We start from the raw sequence: 22161 nt of genomic DNA on the forward strand, positions 1-22161 counted from the left end.
GAGAACGAAGGTCGGGGAAAGAATTCCCCGAACCCCTTCTCTTCTTTTTCCGAGTTTCCGGGGCGAGGCTGTTGAGGGCGCGGTCTTGGGAGACGGCTGGGTGCGCCGGAGGTCCTGGACCTCCGGCGACTGAGGCTTCAGCCCGCGTGGCCCATTATCAAAATCATCAAGAAGCGTCCGCTCCCAGTCCTGAAGCGTCACGCCAAACTCGCAGAAAAAAGAAGGGCTCCGGGGATTTCTTTCCCCGGCCTTCCTTCCCACCCAATAACCTGACTGGCGGAGACCCCCCTCAGCCTTCGGCGCGCATCCGGCGGGCCAGGGCTTCGCCGATCATGACGCAGGTGAAGTGCAGGTTGGCGCGGCAATCCGTCGGCATGATGGAGGCGTCGGCGACGCGCAGCCCGGTCACGCCGCGCACCTTCAGCTCCGGGTCCACCACGCCGCGGGGGTCTTCATGCGCGGTCATGCGGCAGGTGCCGGCGGCGTGCTGGATGTCGCCGGCCTCGGCCAGCAGCAGGGCGTCCAGCCGGTCGTCGGCCATGGCCGCCACTTCGGCGTAGGGCAGCGGCGTATCGCCGAAGGTGACGCCGTCGGCGATGCCGGCGACGGAGGGATGCGCGGCGATGGCCGCCAGCCGCCGCACGCCATCCCGCAGCCGCAGCAGGTCGCGCGGATCGTCCAGCATGTTCTCGTCCACCTCGGGGTTCGCCATTGGGTCGGCGGCGGTCAGCCGTACCTCGCCGCGCGAGAACGCGTCGTAGAGCGACACGCCGATGGAGCCGACGGGGGAGGGCGCGCCCTCCGTGTAGCCGGTGTGGTTGAAGGCGATCATGATCATGTCGCGCTCCCCCCCACCGCCGAGGCGGGAGCTGTAGGTCAGGCAGCAATTGGTGTGGCGGGAATCAACGTCCAGCGCCCGCTGCCCCGGCTTCAGCGCCAGGCTGGCGCGGACGATCGGGTGATCCATCAGCCCCTGCCCCACCGCCGGCAGGTCGCTGACCACCGGGATGCCCAGCGCCGCCAGCTTCGCCGCCGGGCCGACGCCGGAGCGCATCAGGATGGCCGGGCTATGGATGGCGCCGGCCGAGAGCACCACTTCCCGCGCCGGGATGTCCTGCCACTCACCGCTGCCCTCGAAGCGCACGCGCACGCCGCTGGCGCGACCCTCGGTGAACAGCACCCGGTCCACATGCGCGCCGCCGCGGATCTCCAGGTTGGCGCGGCCACGCGCCGGCTCCAGGTAGCCGTCATTGGTGGTGACGCGGTGGCCGTTGCGGCTGTTGATGGGGTAGCAGGAGACGCCTTCCCCCTCCGGCGCATTCAGGTCGGCCTTCCAGGGATAGCCGAGTTGCAGCGCGGCGCCTTTCAGTGCCTTGTCCACCGCGCCCCACTGCGCTTCCGGCGCGCGGTAGATCGGCAGCGGGCCGCCCTGGCGGATGCCGGGGGCGGTGCCGGTCTCGGCATCGTCCTCGATGGCGTCGAAGACCGGCAGCACGTCGTCGGCCGCCCAGCCCTCGCAGCCCATTTCCGCCCACTGGTCGAAGGCCGCCGGTACGCCGCGGATGGCGATCTGCGCATTCACGGTGGAGGACCCGCCCAGCGCCTTGCCGCGCCAGTAGAAGCGCGGGGCCTGCGCCTTGGTGCGGCGTGTCTCCAGCCCCGGCCACTGCCACTCCGCCTGATGGGTGGGGGAGCGCATGAAGGGAATGATGTTGGCGCTGCGCAGCGCGTGCGGTGCCTCCGCCGCGCGCCAGTCCCGCCCCGCTTCCAGCAACAGCACGCGGCGGGACGGGTCCTCCGACAGGCGGGCCGCGAGCGGTGCACCGGCGGAGCCGGCCCCGACAACAATCACGTCATACATAGCAACGTCCCTCGATCTCACTCCGTGGGCGGAGCGTGGCCTTGAATGTGTTCGCGTGGAAGCGGGGGAGAAGGAATTCTCCCCCCCGCCCCCACTTCTTTTTTTCCTTCTGCGGTGTTTGCGGATGTGGCTGTTGAGTCGGGGCGCTTCGCGAAGCGACGAATGGTATTGGGAGGCTGACCTCAAAGACGACGGGTTCAGCCTGCGCTGCCTTATTGATCCAACAAAAGGCTGCTTCTCCCGCGCCCGATCCCACCCTCAAAGCCCAAACGCAAAACTCGCAAAAGAAAGAAGGGGGCCTGGGGGAATTCATTCCCCCAGCCTAACCGCCGATCGTCACTTCTTCTCAGCGTTCCAGAACAATGGGACAGCGGAGGGGATCAGCCCGGTGACGGAAGCGCGCATCGCCGCCGGCTGGGCGAACTGGCCGAAGGGGATGCCGAGGCCCTGTTCGTACACGATGGTCTGGATCTGCCCCGCCACCTCGCGCTGGGCTGCGCGGTCCGGCGCGCGGGCGAAGGCGTCGAACAGCGGCACCAGGCGCTGCTCGCACATGAAGCCGGCGGTGGTCGCCGTGGTGCAGTTGAAGTTGATGACGGAGTTGGTCAGCGGCGAGGCGAGGTCGAGACCCAGCGCGTGCACGCCATAGACGCTCCAGCCCTGGCGCTGGCCGCGGCGGGCGAGCACGGAGGCCCAGTCCATCACCTGCACGTCCACCTTGAAGCCGGCGCGTTGCAGGCGGTCCGCCAGGATCTGGCTGGAGACTTTCGGCGCTTCCAGGTCGGACGCCACCAGCACGATCACCGGCTCACCCGCGTAGCTGGTCTGGCGTAGCATCGCCGCCGCGGCCTCGATCGAGGGGTCGGCCAGCGGCGCGGTGCCCACGTCGGTCTCGTTGGGGGAGCCGCAGATGAAGAAGGCGGCGCAGTCGCGCGAATAGCGCGTATCGAGGCCGAGGCCCGCCATCACTTCCGGCTGGTCCACCAGCTTCAGCAGCACGCGGCGGATGGCCGGGTCGTCGAAGGGCTTGGAGGCGGTGTTGATGCGGTAGTGGCCGGTGAACATGTGCGCGCCGGTGAAGTTCAGCACGCGCAGGTTCCGGTCCCGCTCCATCGCCGCCAGGAAGTCGAACGGCGCGTACTGCATGTAGTCGATCTCGCCCGACTGCAGCGCCGCCGCGGCCGTGCCGCTGTCGGGGATGACGCGGATGTCCAGCGCCTCCACCTTCGGCACCTTGCCGCCGGCGAGGAAGTCCACCGGCTCGGCGCGCGGGCGGTAGTTGTCGTTGCGGCGCAGCAGCATGCGGTCGCCCGGGCGGTGCTGCGCGCGGTTGTAGACGAAGGGGCCGGAGCCGACGATCTCGCTGACCTGGGTAGTGCCCGGCGTGGCGGCGATGCGCGCCGGCATGATGAACGGGCTGGGGGAGGAGGTGGTGCCCAGCGTATCCAGCACCAGACCGTAGGGAGATTTCAGCACCAGGGTGACGGTGCGCGCATCCGTCGCGGTCAGGGACGCGGTATTGGCCAGCAGCCGCCCGCCCAGCGCATTGCGGGTGGACCAGCGCTGCAGGGAGGCGACGACGTCGGCGGCGGTGACGGGGCTACCGTCATGGAAGGCCAGCCCGTCCCGCAGCGTGAAGGCCCAGGTCAGCCCGTCATCCGAGGTGGTCCACTTGTCCACCATCTGCGGCTTCATGGTGCCGGCCGCGTCGGGCGCGAACAGCGTATCGAAGACCATGTAGCCGAAGGTACGGGTGATGTAGGCGCCGGTGAAATGCGGATCGAGCGTGACGATCTCCGCTTCCAGCACCACCTTCAGCGGTTCCGCCCGGGCGGCGCCCAGGCTGGTAGCCAGTGCCACGGCACCTGCCGCCAGCATCCCGTACAATCTCTTCACGCCCGCACCTCCTGGAAAAACCGGAAGGTTAGCTGCAAGCGTCGTGCCACCGCGTGGCGCCCGCATCCTTCCTGGTCAGGCCAGTGAAGGATGCGGGCAATGCACGGTCAAGTCGCAGCCTGCTCCCGCAAGGGCACGGGGAAGACGCGGTCATAGGCCAGGTTGAACAGGAAGGCGTAGGCCACGTAGAAGGCGGCGATCGCCAGGTCCATCACGAAGGCCTGCATCAGCCCGATCCCGAGATACCAAGCGATCGGCGGCAGCAGGATGACCAGCAACCCGGCCTCGAACAGGATGGCGTGGCCGACGCGCAGCCACAGGCCCTTGCGCGTATGGCCGCGCAACCGCTGCATGGCGTGGTCGAAGCCCAGATTGTAGAAATAGTTCCACACCGTAGCCGCCGTGGCGCTGCCGATGCCGATCAGCCCCATCTGCGACAGGTGCAGGCCGAACAGCCAGGTTCCGAACGGGATCATGATGGCGAGGCCCACGATTTCGAAGGCCAGGGCGTGGCGGATACGGTCGCTTACGGTACGCATGGTCGATACTCGATCAGTTTCGGTCGACCCGTCTTCTATCCATTTATATGCGCCCCTCAAGTTAGATACTATCTGAAAACCAGATAGGATGGTCGCCATGACGGTATCGCTCGACCAGCTCCAGGCTTTCGTCGCGGCGGCTGAGACCGGCTCCTTCTCCGCCGCCGCGCGCCGGCTGCGGAAGGCGCAATCCGCCGTCAGCACCCAGGTCGCCAACCTGGAGACGGACCTTGGCCTGGTGCTGTTCGACCGCGCCGCCCGCCTGCCGGTGCTGACCGCCGCCGGGCAACGCCTGCTGCTGGAAGCCCGCGTCGTACTGGAGCGGCGGGAGCACCTGGTGGGCGTCGCCCGCAGCCTGGAGCACGGCGTGGAGAACCGCCTGGTCATCGCCATCGACGAGCTGTACCCGGAGCATGCACTCGGCGCGCTGTTCGCCGAATTCGCCCTCGCCTTCCCCTTCGTGGAGCTGGAGATCCTGTTCCCGCTGATGGAGGATGTCAGCCGGCTGGTGCAGGATGGCAGCGCGCATCTCGGCATCATGTGGCGGCAGGAAGTGCTGCCGACGGAGCTGGGCTTCCAGACCATCGGCTGGGTGCCGCTGAAGCTGGTCTGTGGCCGGGACCACCCGCTGGCAAAGACCCGCGTCGAGTGGGAGGAGTTGAAGCGCCACCGGCAGATCCTGGTCGCCGCCCGTAGCGATGGGCCGGAGAAGCAGCGCATGCGCGTCGCCGCCGAGGTTTGGTGGGTGGAAAGCCACTGGGTGATCCTGGAGATGGTCAAGCACGGCATCGGCTGGGCCTTCGTCTCCGACCACGTCATCGCCGCCTCCCCGGCCGCGCCGCATCTGGTCACGCCGGAGCTGCGGTTCGACGGGCATGACTGGCCGGTGGCGCTGGAGATGGTGTGGCACAAGCAGCGCCCCTGCGGCCCCGCCGCCGCCTGGCTGCGGGACCGCTTCACCCGCGCGCGGGCGGATTTCCCCGCCCCATCCAGCGAAAGGTGAGGCGGACTGACCTGAATCGGCCCGGCTTAACCAAGCAAACATTTCCGATCGCTAGCGTGGCTTCCGACAGGAGGTCATCATGCGCGTGCAAAATGCCCGTGGGCGTATTCCAGGCCATCGTGCCGGCGGCGGCCTCGCCGCATCCCTGGCGTTGCTGGGTGCGCTGGCGTGGCAACCGGCGATAGCGGCCACGCTGAGCGCCGATCAGCTGGCCATGCTCGATGCCGCAACCGCCGGCATGGCGGCGTCCGAACGGCAGGCGATCCTCGGCCAGGTCGCTTCCATGACGGACGCGCAAGCGGATACCTATTACCAGTCCTTCCTGAAGCAAGGTGCCACCGGCAGCCCGGCGATACCGACAAGCACGCCGCCGGCCACGACGGCGCCCGGCGTGACGACACCGGGCACGGCATCCGGCACGGCGGCAGCCGGTACCGCCGCGTCCGGCTCGGCGGAGCCCACTCCCGGGCTCCCGCGCAGCAACGTGCTGGTCGCACAGGCCGCCAATCCGCCCGGCCGCTCCGAGCCCTACGAGATCCGCCGCTCCACTCGTTCCCTACGGGAGATCGAGCCGTTCATCTCGCGCCTGGCCTCTCGCAACCTGCGTGTCAGCGTGGCGGGGTATGCCGCCAGCACGCCGCTGCGGGCGGAGCTGGATTACCGCGGCATCAAGATTCTCGTCTCCTCGCCGGCGAACTCCACCGCGATGCGCCTGCAGGTGCCCGATGCCGGCATCGACCGGACGGTGGCGGAGCGCAGCCGCGACCTCTCCCTCCTCGGCGTCGGCCGCTACGTCGCGGCGGAGGACAGCCACCTGATCCAGAAGCTGATGCGCGCCGTGGTCGGCCACACCACGGACGACCCTGTTGCCGGCAACCCGGCTTCCCTGCTCGGCCGCATGCTGGCGATGGATTTCCGGGCCGGCGCCGAATCCTTCGCCTCGGTCGGCGAGATGGCGCGCCTGTCCCTCGGCGACTGGGGCTCGGCCAGCGTCATCGGCTGGCACCAGTTCGGCGGCAACGCCACGGTCAACACGCTGGCGGTGCCCCTGACCCTCGGCCACCGCTTCGCCGAACGGTGGGAGCTCTACGCCGAGGCCGTGCCGGCGGTGCAGCAGATCGACGGCCGGCCAGTCTACAGCTCCATGCTCGGCACCGGCTTCCACTACACCCTGCTCGACAGCGACGGGCTACGCTGGCGCGCCGGTGCCTCCGCCCGCGGCGGCGTCGCCGGCTCCTCCGAGGCGGAAACGGTCGGCGGGCTGCTCGGCGGCGCGGTGACGTCCGAGGTTTCCTACCAGCTACGGCCGGGGCTGACCCTCAGCGGGGCCTCCACCGTCGCCCATTACGGCGCGTTGCCCATCGCCTACGGGCCATATTCGGCCAAGTACGAAGTCTCCAGCACCGGCTTCCGCAACGGCGTCTCCGTGAGCCAGGCCATCGCGCCGATCTTTGGGATGGATGCGGCACTGACCGGCAGCATCATCGACAGCCGCTTCAGCGGCACGAAACTGGCGGTGAACGCGTGGCAGGAATACGGGGCCCTCATCACCCTGGGCCGCGAACGGCCGGCCCGGATCGGCGTTTCCTACCTGCATGGTGAACAGGGCGTCCAAGGCATCTCCCTCCGCGCCAGCATCGATTTCTGAAGACGGGCGCCGAGTGTTCGGATGGGAAGGGAAGGCCGGGGAAGTAATTCCCCGGACCCCTTCTTTTCATTCTGCGAGTTTGGCGAAGCGCCTCAGAGTCGACGCTGCTTGATGATTTTATAAATGGCCCCCGCGGGCTGAACCGTCAGTCGGCGGTGTCTATAACCTTCGGCATACCCAGCCGTCTCTCAGGCCCAACCCGAAAAACTTGGGAAAAAAGAAGGGGTCCGGGGAATTCCTTCCCCGGCCTTTCTTCCCCAAAGCCACCTCACGGCCTTTTTTCCTCCCGCCGACTCCCCTCCATCCCGCAAAGCTGCTTCCAGTCAGGGACCAGACGCGCTGACGTCGCTGTCCTCTGACCGCATGGAGACTGCCCGCATGATCCGCAGGACCGTCCTTGCCGCTCTTGGCTGCCTGATGGCCTCCACCGGCCTGGCCAGGGCGGAGGGAAGCCCCTTGCGCCAGGCTTTGTCCGGCCTGCCCGCCATCATCACCGAGAATCCGGAGCCGGTGCAGGCGTTGTTCCTGGACCCGTCCGCGCTCTCCCGCGTCGCCGGGCAGGCGGAGGGCTGGCCGCCGGAAGCGCTGCGCCGCATTTCTGCCGCGGCCGATATGCCCCCGATCCGCGCGATGCAAGGCGGTGGCATCCAGGCCTGGAACGATGCCGCCGGGCTGTCCCTGCAGCAGGTCCGCAGCCTGGCCTCGGTGGGCGATATCGCCGTCGTCTGGCGCCTGGCCGATGCCGGCGCGCAGGCCCGCCTGCTGGATCACCTGCGCCAGCGCGGCTTCACCCAGGGCCCTGACGGCCTGCTGACCGACCCTGGCCCCATCTCGCTGATGGAGCGGATGCGCGACCCCTGGCGCGTGCTGCGCCTTGGCCCCTCCAGCGTCATGGCCGATGGCGATGCCGTGGTGCAATCCGCCAGCCCGGAGGGCGTGCGCCGCTTCGCTCAGGTTCCGGCGGCCGGGAGCGCGGAGGCCGAGCCCACGGTGCGGGCGGCGCTGGAAGGCGTGGAGGCCCGGCTGGGCAGCGGGCGTATCGTCCAGGCCGTGCTGTTCGCCCCCACCCTCACCCTCGCCCAGCAGGACCCGGCCGCGGTGCTGCGTGGCGGCGCCAATGCCGCGCGGGAGCGCCTGCGCCGGGATGCCGAGACCATCGGCCAGGGCCTGCCGCCTTATCGCCGTGGCCTGATGGTGGACATCGCCGGCGAACAGCGCCCGGCCCTGCTAGTCTCCCTCACCTACCCCGATTGCGGCACCGCCGAGACCGCCGCCGCCAAGGTCCGCGCCTTCTGGGACACCCCCGCCTTCAACGGCGCCGTGCCGGCCGAGATCTCGACCGAAGCCGTCAACGGCGAAACCGGCTGCGCCGCCACCATCCTGATCGAGACCGCCCCGCGCGGCCTGGCCAACCCGGCCTTCGAGCAAGTGTGGAACGCCATCCAGCAACGCCAGCCGACGCCGCTGGATATTCGCTGATATCGTTCGGAGGCGGGGGCTGTGGAAGACAGGGGAGAATGAATTCTCCCCTGAGACCCCTCTTCTTTTCTTTTTTCGAGTTTGGGGTGCGGGGCTGCGGTGTTTGCACCAGCATGGGAATGTAGGTCAGGTAGCTGTGCTTCTGCCTGTCGATGCGGGGGCCGCTGCTTTTAAAATCTAAGCTGCCGCCATATGCAAAGCTTGCCCGCCTGAAGTGACATCGCCGAAGGCTTGAATCGCCTGATGCAGCCGTCGCCTCATTTTGCCGTATAGGCGCGTTCAGTCCATCATCTCCCTGATAGAGCCTTCGTCGTCTGGCGGTGCCGTCGCAAAGATTTTTATATTTGCTTCTTTGGTGGCGTAGCCACCAGCATTCAGCAGGCGGTGCGCCCAAGTCACGCAGCATGGCAATTCCACACAGTCAGCCGCCATGTGCAAAGACGCTACCGAGACATCGCCAGAAGCATGTGGTCAAAGCAGCCACCCGCCCCCTGATGGGTTTCCAAAGGCCTCAGGCCTTTGGCGGGGAGAGTTTGAGAGGGGCAGCGCCCCTCTCAAGCCATCAGGCGCCACGACAGATCACAACAACCAGCAGGCGTGCCCGAACCGTCAGACCCCAGGCGCGGATGCCCCTCCGCCCTGCCCCAGCACGAAGCGCAGGGCCCGGCTGATGGCGACAGGCAGGACCGAGCCGTGGTTTTCCTCCGGATAGACGCGGAAACTGACCTCCGCGTTGGTGGAGGCGATCCGCTCGGCCATGGCGCGGGCGTTGTCCACCATGGCGCGGCGGCCACGGCGCTCGGCGGTGCGGGCGGCTTCGGGGGCGCCGGCTTCCCAGGGCGTCAGCCCCTGTTCCCATTCGCCGACGCCGATGGCCACGCGGGGCGCACGGGCGGGTTGGCGCGCCTGCCGCAGTCCGGCCAGCAGCCGCGGCTGGTCCCACCAGATGGAGGGGCTGATGGCGATGTAGTCGGTGAAGGCATCCGGGTCGTGCGCCAGCACGTCCAGGGTGAAGAAGCCGGCCAGGGAATGCCCGGCCAGCACTTGCCGCGTGGTGTCCACCGGGCAGCGGGCGGCCACCAGCTCGGCCACCGGGCCGCGCAGCAGGGCCAGGAAGGCGTCGCGGCCGCCGCTGGCATGCGCGACGGTCTCCTCCGCCGGCGGGCCGGGAGTGTAGTCCAGGCCGCGCCGGGCGCGGTGGTAGGGGGCCTCGCCCGGGTAGGCGATGCCGGCCACCACGGTGGCGCCGATGCCGGTGGCGCCGGCGCGCACCGCGCCCTGGCGGGCGATTTCGGTCACGGTGGCGAAGCTGGCATTGGCGTCCAGCAGGGTCAGCACGGGGAAGCCGCCGGGTGGTGGCGGCACCTGGGGGATGGCCAGCCACAGCCGGTACTCACCGGCCGCGGCGTGCAGCCCATGCGCCTCGGTCCCGGCCAGGAAGACGGGGGGAATGACGGGCGGCACCTCAGCCACGCAGGGTGGCGCCGCCGTCGATATACAAATCCGCCATGGTGATGTGCCCGGCGCGGTCGGAGAGCAGGAACACCACCGCGTCGGCGATATCCTCCGGCGTCGCCAGCTTCTTCAGCGGGATGCCGGTCTTGTACTGCTCCGGCAGCCCAGCGATGACGCGTGCCGCGCCGTTTTCGTCCGCCCACATGCCGGTCTGCATCGGCGTCAGGGTGGAACCGGGGGCGATGATGTTGCAGCGGATGCCGCTGGGCGCCAGTTCCAGCCCCAGGCAACGGGTGAACATGGTGGTCGCGGCCTTGGACGCCGCATAGGCCGCCATGGCGTGGCGCGGGATGCCGGCGGCGTTGGAGCTGACGACGACGATGGCCCCCGCCTGGCGCGGCTGCATCACCCGCGCCAGTGCCCGGCCGAGATGGAACACCCCATCGGTGTTAACGGCGAAGACACGGCGCCATTCGGCATCGCTGGTGTCGACAACAAGGTTATTGCCGAGGATGCCGGCCAGGCTGACGCCGTAGTGGATCGGCCCTTCCTCCGCCTCGATCCGCGCCACCAGCGCATCGACGGCGGCGCCGTCCGTCACGTCCAGCCGCTCCGCCCGCACGCCCGGAATGGCGGGAATGGCGGCGGGGTCGAGGTCGGTGGCGACGACGCGCGCGCCCTCTTCCACCAGCAGCCGCAGCACTGCCTGGCCAATGCCGCCGGCGGCGCCGGTCACCAGGGCCAGCTTGCCGGAGAGTCCACTCGGTCGCATCAGGCGGTGTCCTTCTTGTCGCAGGCAGCCAGACGCGCGGCCAGCGGCGGCGCGATCTGCACCGTGGCCTCGGGCCCGGTCAGCTCGGCATGCTGGGCGGCGATGTCGATCACCTCCACGTCCCCGGCATAGGGGCGCCAGAGATCGGGGGAGATGGCGCTGCCGGCATGCTGCGCGGCGGCGTGGAAATGGATGATGCGGCCGGGAAAGTATCCCTGCTCATGCTGCCGCACCAGCCGGTTGTTGCCACGCACCACGCGCACCACGCCATCCAGCGCCGCTTCGGGCAGGCGGCCGAGCGGGCTGTCCCCGGCGCGCAGATAGGCCACCACGGCCTCGCGTGTCAGCTCCAGCCCATCCGGCAGGTTGTCGGGGTCGTAGCCGGCGATGGCCAGCAGGGCACGGAAGGGGGCGTTCTCCTCCGGCTCCTCCTGGCTGCGCCAGACCTCGCTGGGGTAGGAATCCAGCATCGCCAGCACGCCAACGCGCTGTGCCAGCCGCACCGCCATGGCGTGGGCGATGATGCCGCCGACGGACCAGCCCAGCAGATGCACCACGCCCCGCGGCCGCACAGCGCGGATGCGTTCCACATAATCAGCGGCCAGGGCGTCCAGGCTTGGCGGCGTCTCCACCCCCGCGGCAAGGGCGGGCGCCTGGATGCCATAGACGGTGCGGCGCGGCGCCAGTGCCCGCGCCAGCCCGCCATAGCACCAGGAAATGCCGCCAGCCGGATGCACGACGAAGAGCGGCGGCAGTGCCTCATCGCCCTGCTGCAGGCGCACCACCGGGCCAAGCCCGCTGTCGCTGACAGGTTTCTCCTCAAGCAGCGCCGCCAGCCGCTCCACCGTCGGGTGCTCGAACAACGCGCCCAGGCCGGGGTCCCAGCCGAAATCCTCGCGCACCCGCAGCATCAGCTCCACCGCCAGCAGCGAATGGCCGCCGAGGGCGAAGAAATCATCTTTCGCGCCCACGCCTTCGATGTGCAGCACCTGGCCGTACAGCGCCGCGATGCGCCGCTCCGCCTCGGTGGCGGGCGCCCGGCCTTCCACGGTCACGTAGTCCGGTGCCGGCAGAGCGGCGCGGTCCAGCTTGCCGCTGCTGTTCACCGGCAGCGCCGCCAGGGTCACGAAAGCGGCGGGCAGCATGGCATCGGGCAACCGTGCCGCCGCATGGGCGCGCAGCGCGGCGGCGTCGAAGCCCTCCGCCGGCACCACATAGGCCACCAGCCGCCTGTCGCCCGCCTTGTCCTCCCGCGCGATCACCCGCGCCTGGCGCAGCGCCTTGTAGCTGGCCAGCGCCGCCTCCACCTCGCCGAGTTCGATGCGCTGGCCACGGATCTTCACCTGATGGTCGGACCGGCCGAGGAAGACCACGGCGCCATCCGGCCGCAGCCGCGCTACGTCCCCGGTGCGGTACATGCGCTCGCCCGGGCGGAATGGGTTGGGGATGAAGGCGCGTTCCGTCAGGTCCGGCCGGCCGAGATATTCCCGCGCCAGCTGCACGCCGCCAAGGAACAGATGCCCGGTCACGCCCGGCGGCACCGGCCGCATCGCCTCGTCCAGCACATAGAGCTGGGTGTTCCACACAGGGTGGCCGATCGGCACCGGCTGGCTGCGGTCGGTGGCCGAGGCCGGCCAGTAGCTGACATCGACGGCGGCCTCGGTCGGGCCATACAGATTGTGCAGCCCGGCCTCGATGCGCGCGTGGAAGCGGTCGCGCAACTCCGCTGTCAGTTCCTCGCCACTGCAGAACACGCGCGCCAGTCGCAGGCCGGCCGAGGCCGGCTCGGCCAGGAAGGCGGCGAGCATGGAGGGGACGAAATGCGCGGTGGTGATACAGCCGTCCCGCAGCAGCGCCGCCAGGGCCACCGGGTCCTTGTGCACGCCGGGCGGCGCCACCACCAGCGTGGCACCGGCCAGGAACGGCAGGAAGAATTCCCAGACCGAGACATCGAAGGTCGCCGGCGTCTTCTGCAGAATGCGGTCGGCCGTGCCGAAGCGGTAATACTGCCGCATCCATTCCAGCCGGTTGACGATGGCCCGGTGCTCGACCACCACGCCCTTCGGCTCCCCGGTGGAGCCGGAGGTGTAGAGCACATAGGCCGCATCGCCGGGCGCCGGGCCCTGGGTGGGGGCCTCCCCCGCCAACGGCCAGTCCTGCGGCGCCAGCACCGGCACCTGGCCCGGCAGGGGGCGCGCGGAAAGCGCCAGTACCGGCTTGGCATTATCCAGAATCCGCGCGATGCGCGCCTCCGGGTGTTCCAGGTCCAGCGGCAGGTAGGCACCGCCGGCGCGGATCACCGCCAGCAGCGCCACCACCAGCTCCACCGATCGCTCCAGCGCCACGGCGACGATGCTGCCTGGGCCGACGCCACGGGCACGCAGCGCCGCCGCCAGGGCGCCGCTGCGCGCATCCAGTGCCGCGTAGCTCAGCACCGTGCCAGCGAATTCCAGTGCCGGCGCCTCCGGATGCGCCTGCATGCGGGCGGCGATCAGCGCCGCCAGCGTCGTGTCCGGCACATGGTGCGTGGTGGCGTTCAGGTCCTGCAGCGCCCAGCGCGCTTCGTCCGGCGTCGCCGTCGGCACGTCGGCCAGCCTTGGCGCGCCCAACGCGGCATGAATGAAATGCCGCAGCCGCGCGGCATGGGCCGCGACATCGGCCGCGTCGTACAGGCCGGGATTGGCCTCGATCTCCAGCCGCAGCCCGGCGGCATCGGGGCCGCCGCGGAAGCTGAGGGTGATATCGTCCACGGGCCCGGTGCCCAGCACGTGCTGGCTGGCTTCCAGCCCGGCGAATTCGGGCAGGCGGTCGAACGGCAACAGGTTCACCAGCGGCCCGTGCAGCCGCCGCCCGGCGCCCAGCAGGCCGAGGTCCCGCCGCAACTGCTCGCCGCGATAGCGCCCGTGGCGCCGGCCGCGCAGCAGCGCCTTCGCGGCGTCGGCCAGCACCGCCCCCAGCGGCGCCGCCTCGTCCGGGGCCAGGCGCAGCGGCAGCACGTTCATCAACGTGCAGGGCACCCGCGCCGCCGGGCTGCCCAGCCGGCCCATGAAGGCCACGCCAAGGCTGACCTCCGGCGTGCCGGCATGCCGGCGCACATAGGCGGCCACCAGCGCCGCCAGAATATCCGGCCACGGCAGGTTGTGCGTGGCGGCGGCGGCGCGCAGCGCGTCCGCGAAGGCATCGTCCAGCGGTTCGGCATGGCGCAGCGCCCGGTGGCCGGTCATGGCCAGGCCAGGAGCCAGCCCCACCACCTCGGGTGCGCCCTGCATCGTCTCCCGCCAGAAGGCGGCGTCCTTTTCCCGGCGCGGGTCGGCGCGATAGGCGGCGTCTTCGGCCAGCACCACGGAAGGCCGGGTCAGGGAGGGTCCGGGCATGCCCTGGCCCAGCGCGGCGGCGTAGAGATTGGCCACGCGCCGCACCAGCAGGTCGGTGCCGAAGGCATCCACCACCAAATGGTGCGCGCGCTGGTACCAGAGATGCCGGCGCGGGCCCAGCACGTAGAGCCGTTCCGCCGCCAGGGCGTGCCGGGCCGGGTCCAGCGGCGCCGCCATGTCCCGCGCCATGTCGGCCAGGGCGGCCTGCTCGGCATCCGGCTCGTTGGTCAGGTCGATCACGGCCAGCCAGGGGCGGCGTGCCTCGTCCAGCCACTGCACCGGGGCGCCGCCGGCATCGTCGATGCGCAGCGCCAGCGCATCGGCTTCGGCCACCATGCCGTTCACGGCATCGGCGAAGGCCACCAGGTCCAGCGGCCCGCGCAGGTCCAGGTACTGGCCGGTGTTGAAGATCGGGTTGGCCGCGTCCAGCCGCTGCGCGTACCACAGACCCGCCTGCGCCTCGGTCAGTGGCTGCGGCATGCGCGGATCATGCGGCGGCACGGCGAGCGGCGCGTTCATCGGCCGGCGAGGTGCCGCCGCACGATGGCCCACCAGGCATCCAGCGTCAGCCGCTCGGCGAATTCGGAGAAATCGAGACCGAGCCCGGTCTCGTTCCAGCGCACCAGCAGCGTCATCGCCCGCATGGAATCCAGGCCGAGGTCGATCAGGTTGTCTTCGCCGCCGATCTCCTCCGGGTCCTCGTGGATCAGGGCGGCGATGTCGGCGCGCATGCGCTCGCGCGTCAGCATCACAGCGCGGCCAGCAGCTGGTCGGTGGTCATCGGCACGGCGCAGGTGGCGGCGACGTAATTCAGCGCCATCATGTGCTTCTCGCGCGAGAAATCGGCCACCGCATCGGCGGCGAAGAACGGCTCGATATCGCGCTGGAACGCCTCGGCCGCCGTCAGGGTGCAGCCGATATGCGCGTAGATGCCGCAGACCACCAGCTGGTCCCGCCCCCGCACGCGCATCAGCGTCTCCAGGTTGCTGCGCTGGAAGGCGCTGTAGCGGTGCTTCGTCAGGACGAAGTCGCCCTGTTCCGGCGCCAGTTCTTCCAGGATCGGCTGGTGCTCCGGCGCGCCCGACATGCCGGGGCCCCAGAGGTCGGCCTGCAGGCCACGGTCCCGTCGGTCCTGGTTGCCGTGCTGCGCCGTGTAGAATACCGGGATGCCATGGGCGCGTGCCTGCACGATCAACCGGGCGATGTTGCGCACCACCACCAGCATGGGCGCGGCATCGCGCGTGTAGGGCCGCACGAAGTAATGCTGCATGTCGTGCACCAGCAGCGCGGCGCGGTCGCGCTCCACGCTCCAGGGCGCGCGCGGCACCGGCAGTTCGTTGGCGCCCGGCAGGTCGTAGGGGGCGATGGTGGGCAAACCCTTGGCGGTCATGCTGGCACGAACTCTTACTGGTGTTGCAGGAACTCGGCGCGCAGGCGGGCGCGCAGTTCCTTCCGGCTGACCTTGCCGGCGGCGGTGGTGGCGAAATGCTCGACGAAGACGATCTGGTCCGGCACCTTGAACTCGGCGATGCCGCGCGTGCGCATCCAGGCCTTCAGCGCCGACCCCTTCGGCTTCTCGCCCTGGGCAATGACGAAAGCGCAGGAACGCTCGCCCAGGAACTCATCCGGGATGGAGACGATGGCGACATCGAAGACATTCGGATGCGCCAGCAGGTGGTCCTCGATCTCTTCGGCGGAGATCTTCTCGCCGGCGCGGTTGATATGGTCCCCCGCCCGCCCCTGCACTTCCAGGTAGCCGCCGGGAAAGCGCCGCACGATGTCCCCCGTGCGGTAGAAGCCGTCACTGGTGAAGGAACGCGCATTGGCGGCCGGGTCGTTATGATAGCCGCGGATGGTGTAGGGCCCCCGCGCCAGCAGGTAGCCAGGCTCGCCTTCCGGCACCGGGTTGCCGAGGTCGTCCACCACCAGCACCTCGTCATCGGGGCTGATCGGGCGGCCCTGGGTGGAGACGATGGTCTCCTCCGGGTCATCCAGCCGGGTGTAGTTCACCAGCCCCTCGGCCATGCCGAACACCTGCTGCAGCGTGCAGCCCAGCACCGGCCGCACCCGCTTCGCCACTTCCCGGGTGAACTTGGCGCCGCCGACCAGCAGCACCTGCAGGCTGGAGATGTCGTTCTGCTTGCTCGGCGCCGCCTGCAGCCACAGCAGCGCCAGCGGCGGCACCAGCCCGGTGATGCTCACGCGCTCCCGCTCGATCAACGGAAAGGCGGCATCGGGGCTGGCGGAGAGGCTGAGCACCACCTTCGCCCCCGCATACAGCGCGCCGATATGCCCGGGCGAGCTCATCGGGAAGTTGTGCGCCGCCGGCAGCGCCACCAGGAACACGCTCTCCGCCGTCACGCCGCAGATCTCGTTGCTGGCCCAGCAGCTGTAGAGGTAATCGTCATGTGTGCGCGGGATCAGTTTCGAGAGTCCCGTGCTGCCGCCCGATATCTGGATGAAGGCGACGTCGGAGGAGGAAACATCGGGCGGCAATGCCACGCCTTCGCCCCGCTCAGTCGCCAGCTTCGTGAACTCCGCCGCATCGCCCGCGACGACGACGACATGCGCCACCGCCGGTACCTCGGCCTGCAAGGCGCGCGCCTGGTCCCGGTAGTCGAAGCCGTCATGCCGCTCGGCGATGACGTAGCCCACCGCCTCGGCCTTCCGCGCGAAATGCGCGATCTCGGTGATGCGATGCGCCGGCAGCGCGTAGAGCGGGATCATCCCGGCACGGAACAACCCGAATACGGCGGAGAAGAACTCGGCGATGTTGGGCAGCTGGACCACCACCCGGTCCCCCGGCTTCAGCCCGGCGCGCAGGTAGCCGGCCGCCGCCGCCTCGGCCCGCGCCAACAGTTCCGCATAGCTCCAGCTTCGGTCCCGGTCGACGATGGCGATGGCGTCCGGCCGCTCCGCCGCCCGCTGGCGCAGGAAGCCGGAGAACGTCTCGCCACGCCAGTAGCCCTTCTCGCGGTAGCGGCGGGCGAGGTCGTCGGGCCAGGTCTGGCGAAGCGGAGTCACAGGCGGGTCTCTTCCAGTTCAATGCCGAGCGCGGCCAGCAGGGCACCATACTTGGCGCCGGTCTCCGCCGCCTCGGCCCAGGGGTCGGAGCCGGGCACGATGCCCGCACCGGCATAAAGCCGCGCGGTATTCCCGGCAATCTCGGCGCAGCGGATCGACACATACCAGGCGCCGTCGCCCGCCGCATCGCACCAGCCCACCGCTCCGGCGTAGAAGTCCCGGTCATAGGCCTCGATCTCGCCGATCAGCCGGGCGGCATGGGCCCGCGGCAGGCCGCAGACGGCCGGCGTCGGGTGCAGCGCCGCCGCCAGCTCGGCGGAGGAGATGGAGGCATCCTTCAACTCGCCCTCGATGCGGGTGCCCAGGTGCCACATGCTGTTGGTGCTGGTCAGCGTCGTGCCCTGCGGGGCGGAGAGCTGCCGGCAGTAGGGCGCCAGCGTATCCAGGATGAAGTCGGCGACGATGGCGTGTTCCCGCCGGTCCTTGTCGGACCGCGCCAGGGCGGCGGCATTGGCGCTGTCCGCCGCCGCATCGACCTCCCGCCGCGCCGAGCCGGCCAGGGGGTGGGACAGGATGCGCGCCCCGGTCTTGGAGAGCAGCAATTCCGGCGTCGCCCCCGCCAGCACGCGCGGCGCGCCGCCACGCGGCGGCAACGGCACCAGGAAGCCGGTGACCGACGGGTCGGCCGAGAGGCGCCGCAACAGCCCCTGCAAATCGATCGGCGCATCCGCCCGCGCCAGCAGGCTGCGGGAGAGCACGATCTTCGTCAGCACCTCCCGCCGCCCGGCGCCCTGCGCCGCCTCCTGCCGCATGATGCCCAGCGCGCGCTGGACGGAGGCGGCATAGCCCGCCGCATCCGGCTCATGCGCCAGTTGCCAACGCGCGTCCGGGCGCGGCGCGGCGGCCACCTCCTGCACGGTGCGGGAGACGGTGCGCGGCTGCACCAGGTAGTCCTCCGCCTCCCGCGCGAAGGGCAGCGCCCCCGCCAGCAGGGCATCCCGCCCCGCCAGGCGGAAGAACGCCGCCACCCGCGCACCCAGCGTCTCCGCCGGCCCGCGCGGCAAGGCCGCGCCCAGCCCCTGGCCCTGCACCACCCCACGGGCGGAGCGGAAGGCGAAGAGCGGTGCCTCCATGCCATCCTGCCGCATGATGTGCGTCTCGCTGGCCAGGGTACTCATGCGCGGCCTTCCTCCCTCAGAAGCGGATCAGGCTGACGGTGTCGCCATTCGGGTCGTCCACGGGCGGCTGGCCACGGCCGGCGCTGCGCGCCTTGTTGGTGACGTAGGCCAGGCCGCTGCGGGGATCGACCGCGATGGTGTTGGGATGGGACCCGGTGGCCAGGCTGGCCTGCACTTCCAGCTTCGCGCCATCCAGGACGCTGACGGTGCCGGCGCCCCGGTTGGCCACCAGCACGGTGCCGTTGGTCGGGTGCAGCGTCACGCCCAGCGCGCCCGCGCCCGTCTCCACCGACTTCACCAGCGCGCCGCTGCCGGCATCCAGCACCGCCAGGGTGCCGGACTTCTGGTTGGTGACGAACAGCCGCTTGCCGGCGGCGTCATAGGCCGCGTTGATCGGCCCCTCGCCACCCGAGGGGAAGGCGCGCTTCACCGCGCGGGTCGCCAGGTCCACCTCGATGATCTCGTTCGTCTGCAGGCGGGCGGCGAACAGGCGGTTGCCGGCGCGGTCGAGCGTCATGCCGCTCATCGCCTCGCCCAGGCCGTCCGAGATCACGTGCAGCATCTCGTTCTTGGCGCCGTCGATCACCCAGATCTGGCTCTGGACGCCCTGGAAGCCGGGGACGGAGACATAGACGCGGTTCGCCTCCTCATCCACCAGCACCTGGCGGACATGCGCCTTCTCGCCATGGGCGATCTTGGTCAGCACGCGCCCCGCCTTCAGGTCGATGGCCGAGACGCTGCCGGAGCGGGTGTTGGTGGTGTAGAGCGTGCCGGTGCGGTCGTTCACCGCCAGGCCGAAAGCGGGCTCGGGCAGGGAGAGCGTGCTCTTCACTTCCAGGCTCTGCGGGTCCAGGCCCAGGATGGAGGCCTCGGTGGCGCCACGCGGGCCGGCGGCCGCGACATGCAACAGGCCGGTGGTCGTGCTCACCACCAGCTCGTACAGCCCGCCGGGCGGCACCAGCCGCACGCTCTTGCCCACCGTGGCGGCGGCCATGGCGGGGCTGACCCGGCTGGCGCAAAGCAGGCCGGCCACCAGGCCGAAGGCATGGCGGCGCGAAAGGGCCGGCAACATCGTCGGGTGCATCAAAGTCTCCATGTCGTATGCCGCGGGCAGCGATCTGGCCGCGATCGAAGATTGAGTCCCGCGCCAGGGCCGCGCGCCCCAGCCTGGCGACACCCCTGCCAGGCCAGGCCCGGCCTGGTCCGCGCACCGGCCATGTTCGTCCACGGCGTGACCGCGCGGGACATCATGGGGAAGGAGGGCATCGATGCATCCTTGCATCGCAAGGCCTGACGGGCCTTCCATCCCTTGCCGGGGTGCGTCTTCCAGCCGATCGAAGGGGAAGGCGCCGCCGGCAGGGGCGAGGCGGCCCGCAAACCATGCAAATGAAAAGCATTCTCAGACGCGGGACATTAGCTTCCGGCGTTCCGATGTCAACCGCCACTGCCGCACCGCACACGCGGTTGAGGAACATGGCGCCGAATCCATGTTCCTTGGCGAACGGGCCCTTCGCTTTTGCGCGGCTGGATGGACGTCGGCCGGTGGGAAATGCGGGTGGTGGAGTGGGGAGGAAAGGCTGGGGAAAGAATTCCCCGGACCCCATCTTCTTTTTTCGAGTTTGGCGTCAGGCTTCAGGGCTGAGTGCGAGCGCTTTTGATGATTTCGAATACCGGCCGCGCAGGCTGAACGCGTAGTCGCCGGAGATCTAAGACCTCCGGCGCACCCAGCCGTCCTTTAAGCCCGTCCTCTCAACAGCCCGGCTCGGAAACTCGAAAAAAGAAAAGAAGGGGCCCGGGGAATTCCTTCCCCGGCCTTCAGCCCCCCTTCAAACGAAGACGCCTACCCGACCCGGGGACGCGCATCTCCTCCCGGACGGACCGTCAGCATGACGGCGGCGCCGATGGCCAGGAACACCAGCACCGTGGCCATGCCCATCCGCTGGCTGCCGCTGATGCCCGTGACCAGCGCCAGGGCGGCCGGCCCCAGGAAGCCGGTGATCCGCCCGGACAGCGCGAACAGGCCGAAATGCGCCGAGACCTCCCCCGGCGGCGCCATGGCCGCCATGTAGCTGCGGGAGGCCGACTGGGCCGGCCCCATGAACAGCCCCAGCGTCATGGCCAGGGCCCAGAACACCGTCTTGCTCTCCACGATCACCAGGCCGAAGCCGATGACGATCATCGCCGCCAGCGCCACCAAAATGGTCTGGCGGGAGCCCAGCCGGTCCTCCAGCAACCCGAACCCGGCCGCGCCAAGCCCGGCGGTCACGTTCAGCGCGATGCCGAAGAGCAGGATCTCCTCGAACGTCATGCCGAACACGCCGGCGGCGAAGATGGCGCCGAAGGCGAACAGCGTGTTCAGCCCGTCCGTGTAGAACAGCCGCGCCACCAGGAAGCGCGCCATCGCCGGCCGCTTCGGCAGCCCGCGCAGGACGGAGAGGATCTCCGCCAGGCCCTGGCTGGCTGCCGCCTTCCAGCCGGGGCGCGCCCCAGGCGGGTCCGGCAAGGCCAGCAGGACCGGCCAGCCGAAGCCCAGCATCCACACTGCCACCAGGATGGCGGTGGCGCGCACATGCTCGGCATTGCCGCGGTCCAGCCCCAGCGGGGACGGGTCCGGCTGCACCAGCAGCAACAGGCAGACCCCCAGGCAGGCCAAGCCACCCGCATAGCCCAGCCCCCAGGCCAGGCCGGAAATCCGCCCCAGCCGCTCCGGCGGCGCCACCTGGGGCAGCATCGAGTTGTAGAACACCGTCCCCAGCTCGAACCCCACCGTCGCCACGCCGACGCAGGCCAGCGCCCACAGCATCGACTCCGGCTGCGGCGTCGCGAACCAGATCAGGCCGGTGAACAGCGATGTGACCAGGGTACAGACCAGCAGCATCAGCCGCCGCCGCCCGCCCACATCCGCCACCGCGCCCAGCACGGGGGAGAGGAAGGCAATGGCCAGCCCCGCCGCCGTCTGCATCCAGCCCCACATGGCCTGCCCGGTGGCCGCGTCCGGCGCCACGCCCTGGGCGAAATACGCCGCGATGACGAAGGTGGAAACCACGGTGGGGAAGGCACTATTGGCCCAGTCATACAACGCCCAGGCCCAGGCCTTCCGGTTCATCCCACTCGCCTCCGATCCATATCGGGGCGGAGTGTGCCCCGGTTCGGGCCTGGGCCAAAGGGGGGCGGAGGCTTGGGGGAAGCAAGGGGGAAGGTGGGGGAACGGATTCCCCATCAAACCTATCAGGTTTGATCCGTCTTTCCGGGAAGTTTGGCGCCGCGCCCCGTGACTACGGCGAGGCCCCCTGGGCGCCACGCCTCAGGACGAGAGCGACGCACCTTGATTCATCAAACGTGCCGCGCCGACTGAACCCTCAGTCGCCGGAGGTCGAAGACCTCCGGCGCACCAAGCCGGTCCTCGAGAACACCCAGCCAACGGCCACGCCCAAAACTCGAAGAAAGAAAAGAAGGGCCCGGGGAATTCCTTCCCCGGCCTTCCCTTCTTCTAAAGCCCGGCAAGGCGGTCCTTACTGGACCACCCGCCCCAGTTCCCGCACCGCCACCGTCACCGCGGCCAGGTCTGGCCGCAGGGCGGCTTCCTGGGCCGTGCGAGCGGCGGCTTCGGCGTCCGGCAGGCTGGCGCCACGCAGGTGGGCGGCGGCCAGCTTGGCGTGCAGGGCGGCGATATCGTCCAGCAGGGCCGCCTTGGCGCGGGTGCCGAAGGGCCCCGAGACGTCGGCCTGCAGCGCCGCCAGGCGCAGCGCCGGCAGGTGGAAGGCCTCGCCCGCCTGTTGCCACGCCTGCCCGGCCTGGGCGGGCGAGACATTGGCGACGGTGGAGAGGCGCACCACGGCGGGCGCGTCCTCCAGCGTCGGCGCCGCGGCCGCCAGCCGGGCGACCTGCTCGGGCAGGCCGGCCTCGCGCAGTGCCGCGGCGGCCGGGGTGGC

At 70.0% G+C, this 22161-nt stretch carries 15 protein-coding genes and 1 pseudogene; 3 read left to right on the top strand and 13 right to left on the bottom strand.

What is annotated here, in order from left to right; translation table 11 throughout:
- Nucleotides 1–289 precede the first annotated feature (289 nt).
- From IBL26_RS14110 to IBL26_RS14120, 3 genes are all read right to left on the bottom strand, one after another.
- The gene (locus tag IBL26_RS14110; RefSeq protein WP_187785139.1) at nucleotides 290–1861 is read right to left on the bottom strand and encodes a GMC family oxidoreductase; all 1572 of its coding nucleotides are present in this window, start codon (nucleotides 1859–1861) and stop codon (nucleotides 290–292) included.
- Nucleotides 1862–2197: 336 nt separating this feature from the next.
- Nucleotides 2198–3757, bottom strand: coding sequence for an ABC transporter substrate-binding protein (locus IBL26_RS14115; RefSeq protein WP_367615436.1), 1560 nt, complete (start codon nucleotides 3755–3757; stop codon nucleotides 2198–2200).
- Nucleotides 3758–3864: 107 nt separating this feature from the next.
- A complete protein-coding gene (locus IBL26_RS14120) occupies nucleotides 3865–4296 on the bottom strand; it encodes a PACE efflux transporter (protein WP_187785140.1) in 432 nt (143 codons plus the stop codon).
- A 97-nt stretch (nucleotides 4297–4393) separates the two neighbouring features.
- On the opposite strand from IBL26_RS14120, the gene IBL26_RS14125 reads away from it, so the two are divergent.
- The 3 genes from IBL26_RS14125 to IBL26_RS14135 all read left to right on the top strand — a co-directional run bounded on the left by IBL26_RS14125 (nucleotide 4394) and on the right by IBL26_RS14135 (nucleotide 8426).
- Nucleotides 4394–5299: a LysR family transcriptional regulator gene (locus IBL26_RS14125; RefSeq protein ID WP_187785141.1), complete on the top strand. Its 906-nt coding sequence runs from the start codon at nucleotides 4394–4396 to the stop codon at nucleotides 5297–5299.
- Between the two features lie 79 nt (nucleotides 5300–5378).
- Nucleotides 5379–6947, top strand: a complete 1569-nt coding sequence (locus IBL26_RS14130) for a hypothetical protein (RefSeq protein ID WP_187785142.1) — start codon at nucleotides 5379–5381, stop codon at nucleotides 6945–6947.
- Nucleotides 6948–7325: 378 nt separating this feature from the next.
- On the top strand, nucleotides 7326–8426 hold the full coding sequence (locus IBL26_RS14135; protein ID WP_187785143.1) for a hypothetical protein: 1101 nt from the start codon (nucleotides 7326–7328) through the stop codon (nucleotides 8424–8426).
- A 609-nt stretch (nucleotides 8427–9035) separates the two neighbouring features.
- Here IBL26_RS14135 and IBL26_RS14140 read toward each other — a convergent pair.
- The 10 genes and pseudogenes from IBL26_RS14140 to IBL26_RS14185 all read right to left on the bottom strand — a co-directional run.
- On the bottom strand, nucleotides 9036–9899 hold the full coding sequence (locus IBL26_RS14140; RefSeq protein ID WP_367615437.1) for an alpha/beta hydrolase: 864 nt from the start codon (nucleotides 9897–9899) through the stop codon (nucleotides 9036–9038).
- Nucleotides 9892–10653, bottom strand: coding sequence for a 2,3-dihydro-2,3-dihydroxybenzoate dehydrogenase (locus IBL26_RS14145; RefSeq protein WP_187785144.1), 762 nt, complete (start codon nucleotides 10651–10653; stop codon nucleotides 9892–9894). The genes IBL26_RS14140 and IBL26_RS14145 overlap by 8 nt, the downstream gene beginning before the upstream one ends.
- Nucleotides 10654–11072: 419 nt before the next feature.
- A pseudogene (locus IBL26_RS14150) lies at nucleotides 11073–14546 on the bottom strand (amino acid adenylation domain-containing protein); the annotation flags it as partial.
- The gene (locus IBL26_RS14155; RefSeq protein ID WP_187785146.1) at nucleotides 14543–14776 is read right to left on the bottom strand and encodes a phosphopantetheine-binding protein; all 234 of its coding nucleotides are present in this window, start codon (nucleotides 14774–14776) and stop codon (nucleotides 14543–14545) included. The pseudogene IBL26_RS14150 and the gene IBL26_RS14155, both read right to left, overlap by 4 nt.
- Entirely contained in the window at nucleotides 14776–15417 is a 642-nt protein-coding gene (locus IBL26_RS14160; RefSeq protein WP_187785147.1) for an isochorismatase family protein, read from the bottom strand. The genes IBL26_RS14155 and IBL26_RS14160 overlap by 1 nt, the downstream gene beginning before the upstream one ends.
- A 14-nt stretch (nucleotides 15418–15431) precedes the next feature.
- Nucleotides 15432–17051 carry a (2,3-dihydroxybenzoyl)adenylate synthase gene (locus IBL26_RS14165; protein WP_187785148.1) on the bottom strand — a complete coding sequence of 540 codons (1620 nt, stop codon included), beginning with the start codon at nucleotides 17049–17051 and terminating at the stop codon, nucleotides 15432–15434.
- Nucleotides 17048–18229, bottom strand: a complete 1182-nt coding sequence (locus IBL26_RS14170; RefSeq protein WP_187785149.1) for an isochorismate synthase — start codon at nucleotides 18227–18229, stop codon at nucleotides 17048–17050. The genes IBL26_RS14165 and IBL26_RS14170 overlap by 4 nt, the downstream gene beginning before the upstream one ends.
- A 16-nt stretch (nucleotides 18230–18245) precedes the next feature.
- Complete coding sequence (locus tag IBL26_RS14175; RefSeq protein ID WP_241749371.1) at nucleotides 18246–19313, bottom strand: YncE family protein; 1068 nt, start codon at nucleotides 19311–19313, stop codon at nucleotides 18246–18248.
- 756 nt (nucleotides 19314–20069) lie between these two features.
- Nucleotides 20070–21335 carry an MFS transporter gene (locus tag IBL26_RS14180; RefSeq protein WP_187785151.1) on the bottom strand — a complete coding sequence of 422 codons (1266 nt, stop codon included), beginning with the start codon at nucleotides 21333–21335 and terminating at the stop codon, nucleotides 20070–20072.
- 406 nt (nucleotides 21336–21741) lie between these two features.
- The coding region (locus IBL26_RS14185; protein ID WP_187785152.1) for an NAD-glutamate dehydrogenase domain-containing protein at nucleotides 21742–22161 on the bottom strand (420 nt) is incomplete at its 5' end.

It is taken from the genome of Teichococcus aerophilus, assembly GCF_014490485.1.
In the GTDB taxonomy this organism is placed as follows: Bacteria; Pseudomonadota; Alphaproteobacteria; order Acetobacterales; family Acetobacteraceae; genus Pseudoroseomonas; species Pseudoroseomonas aerophila.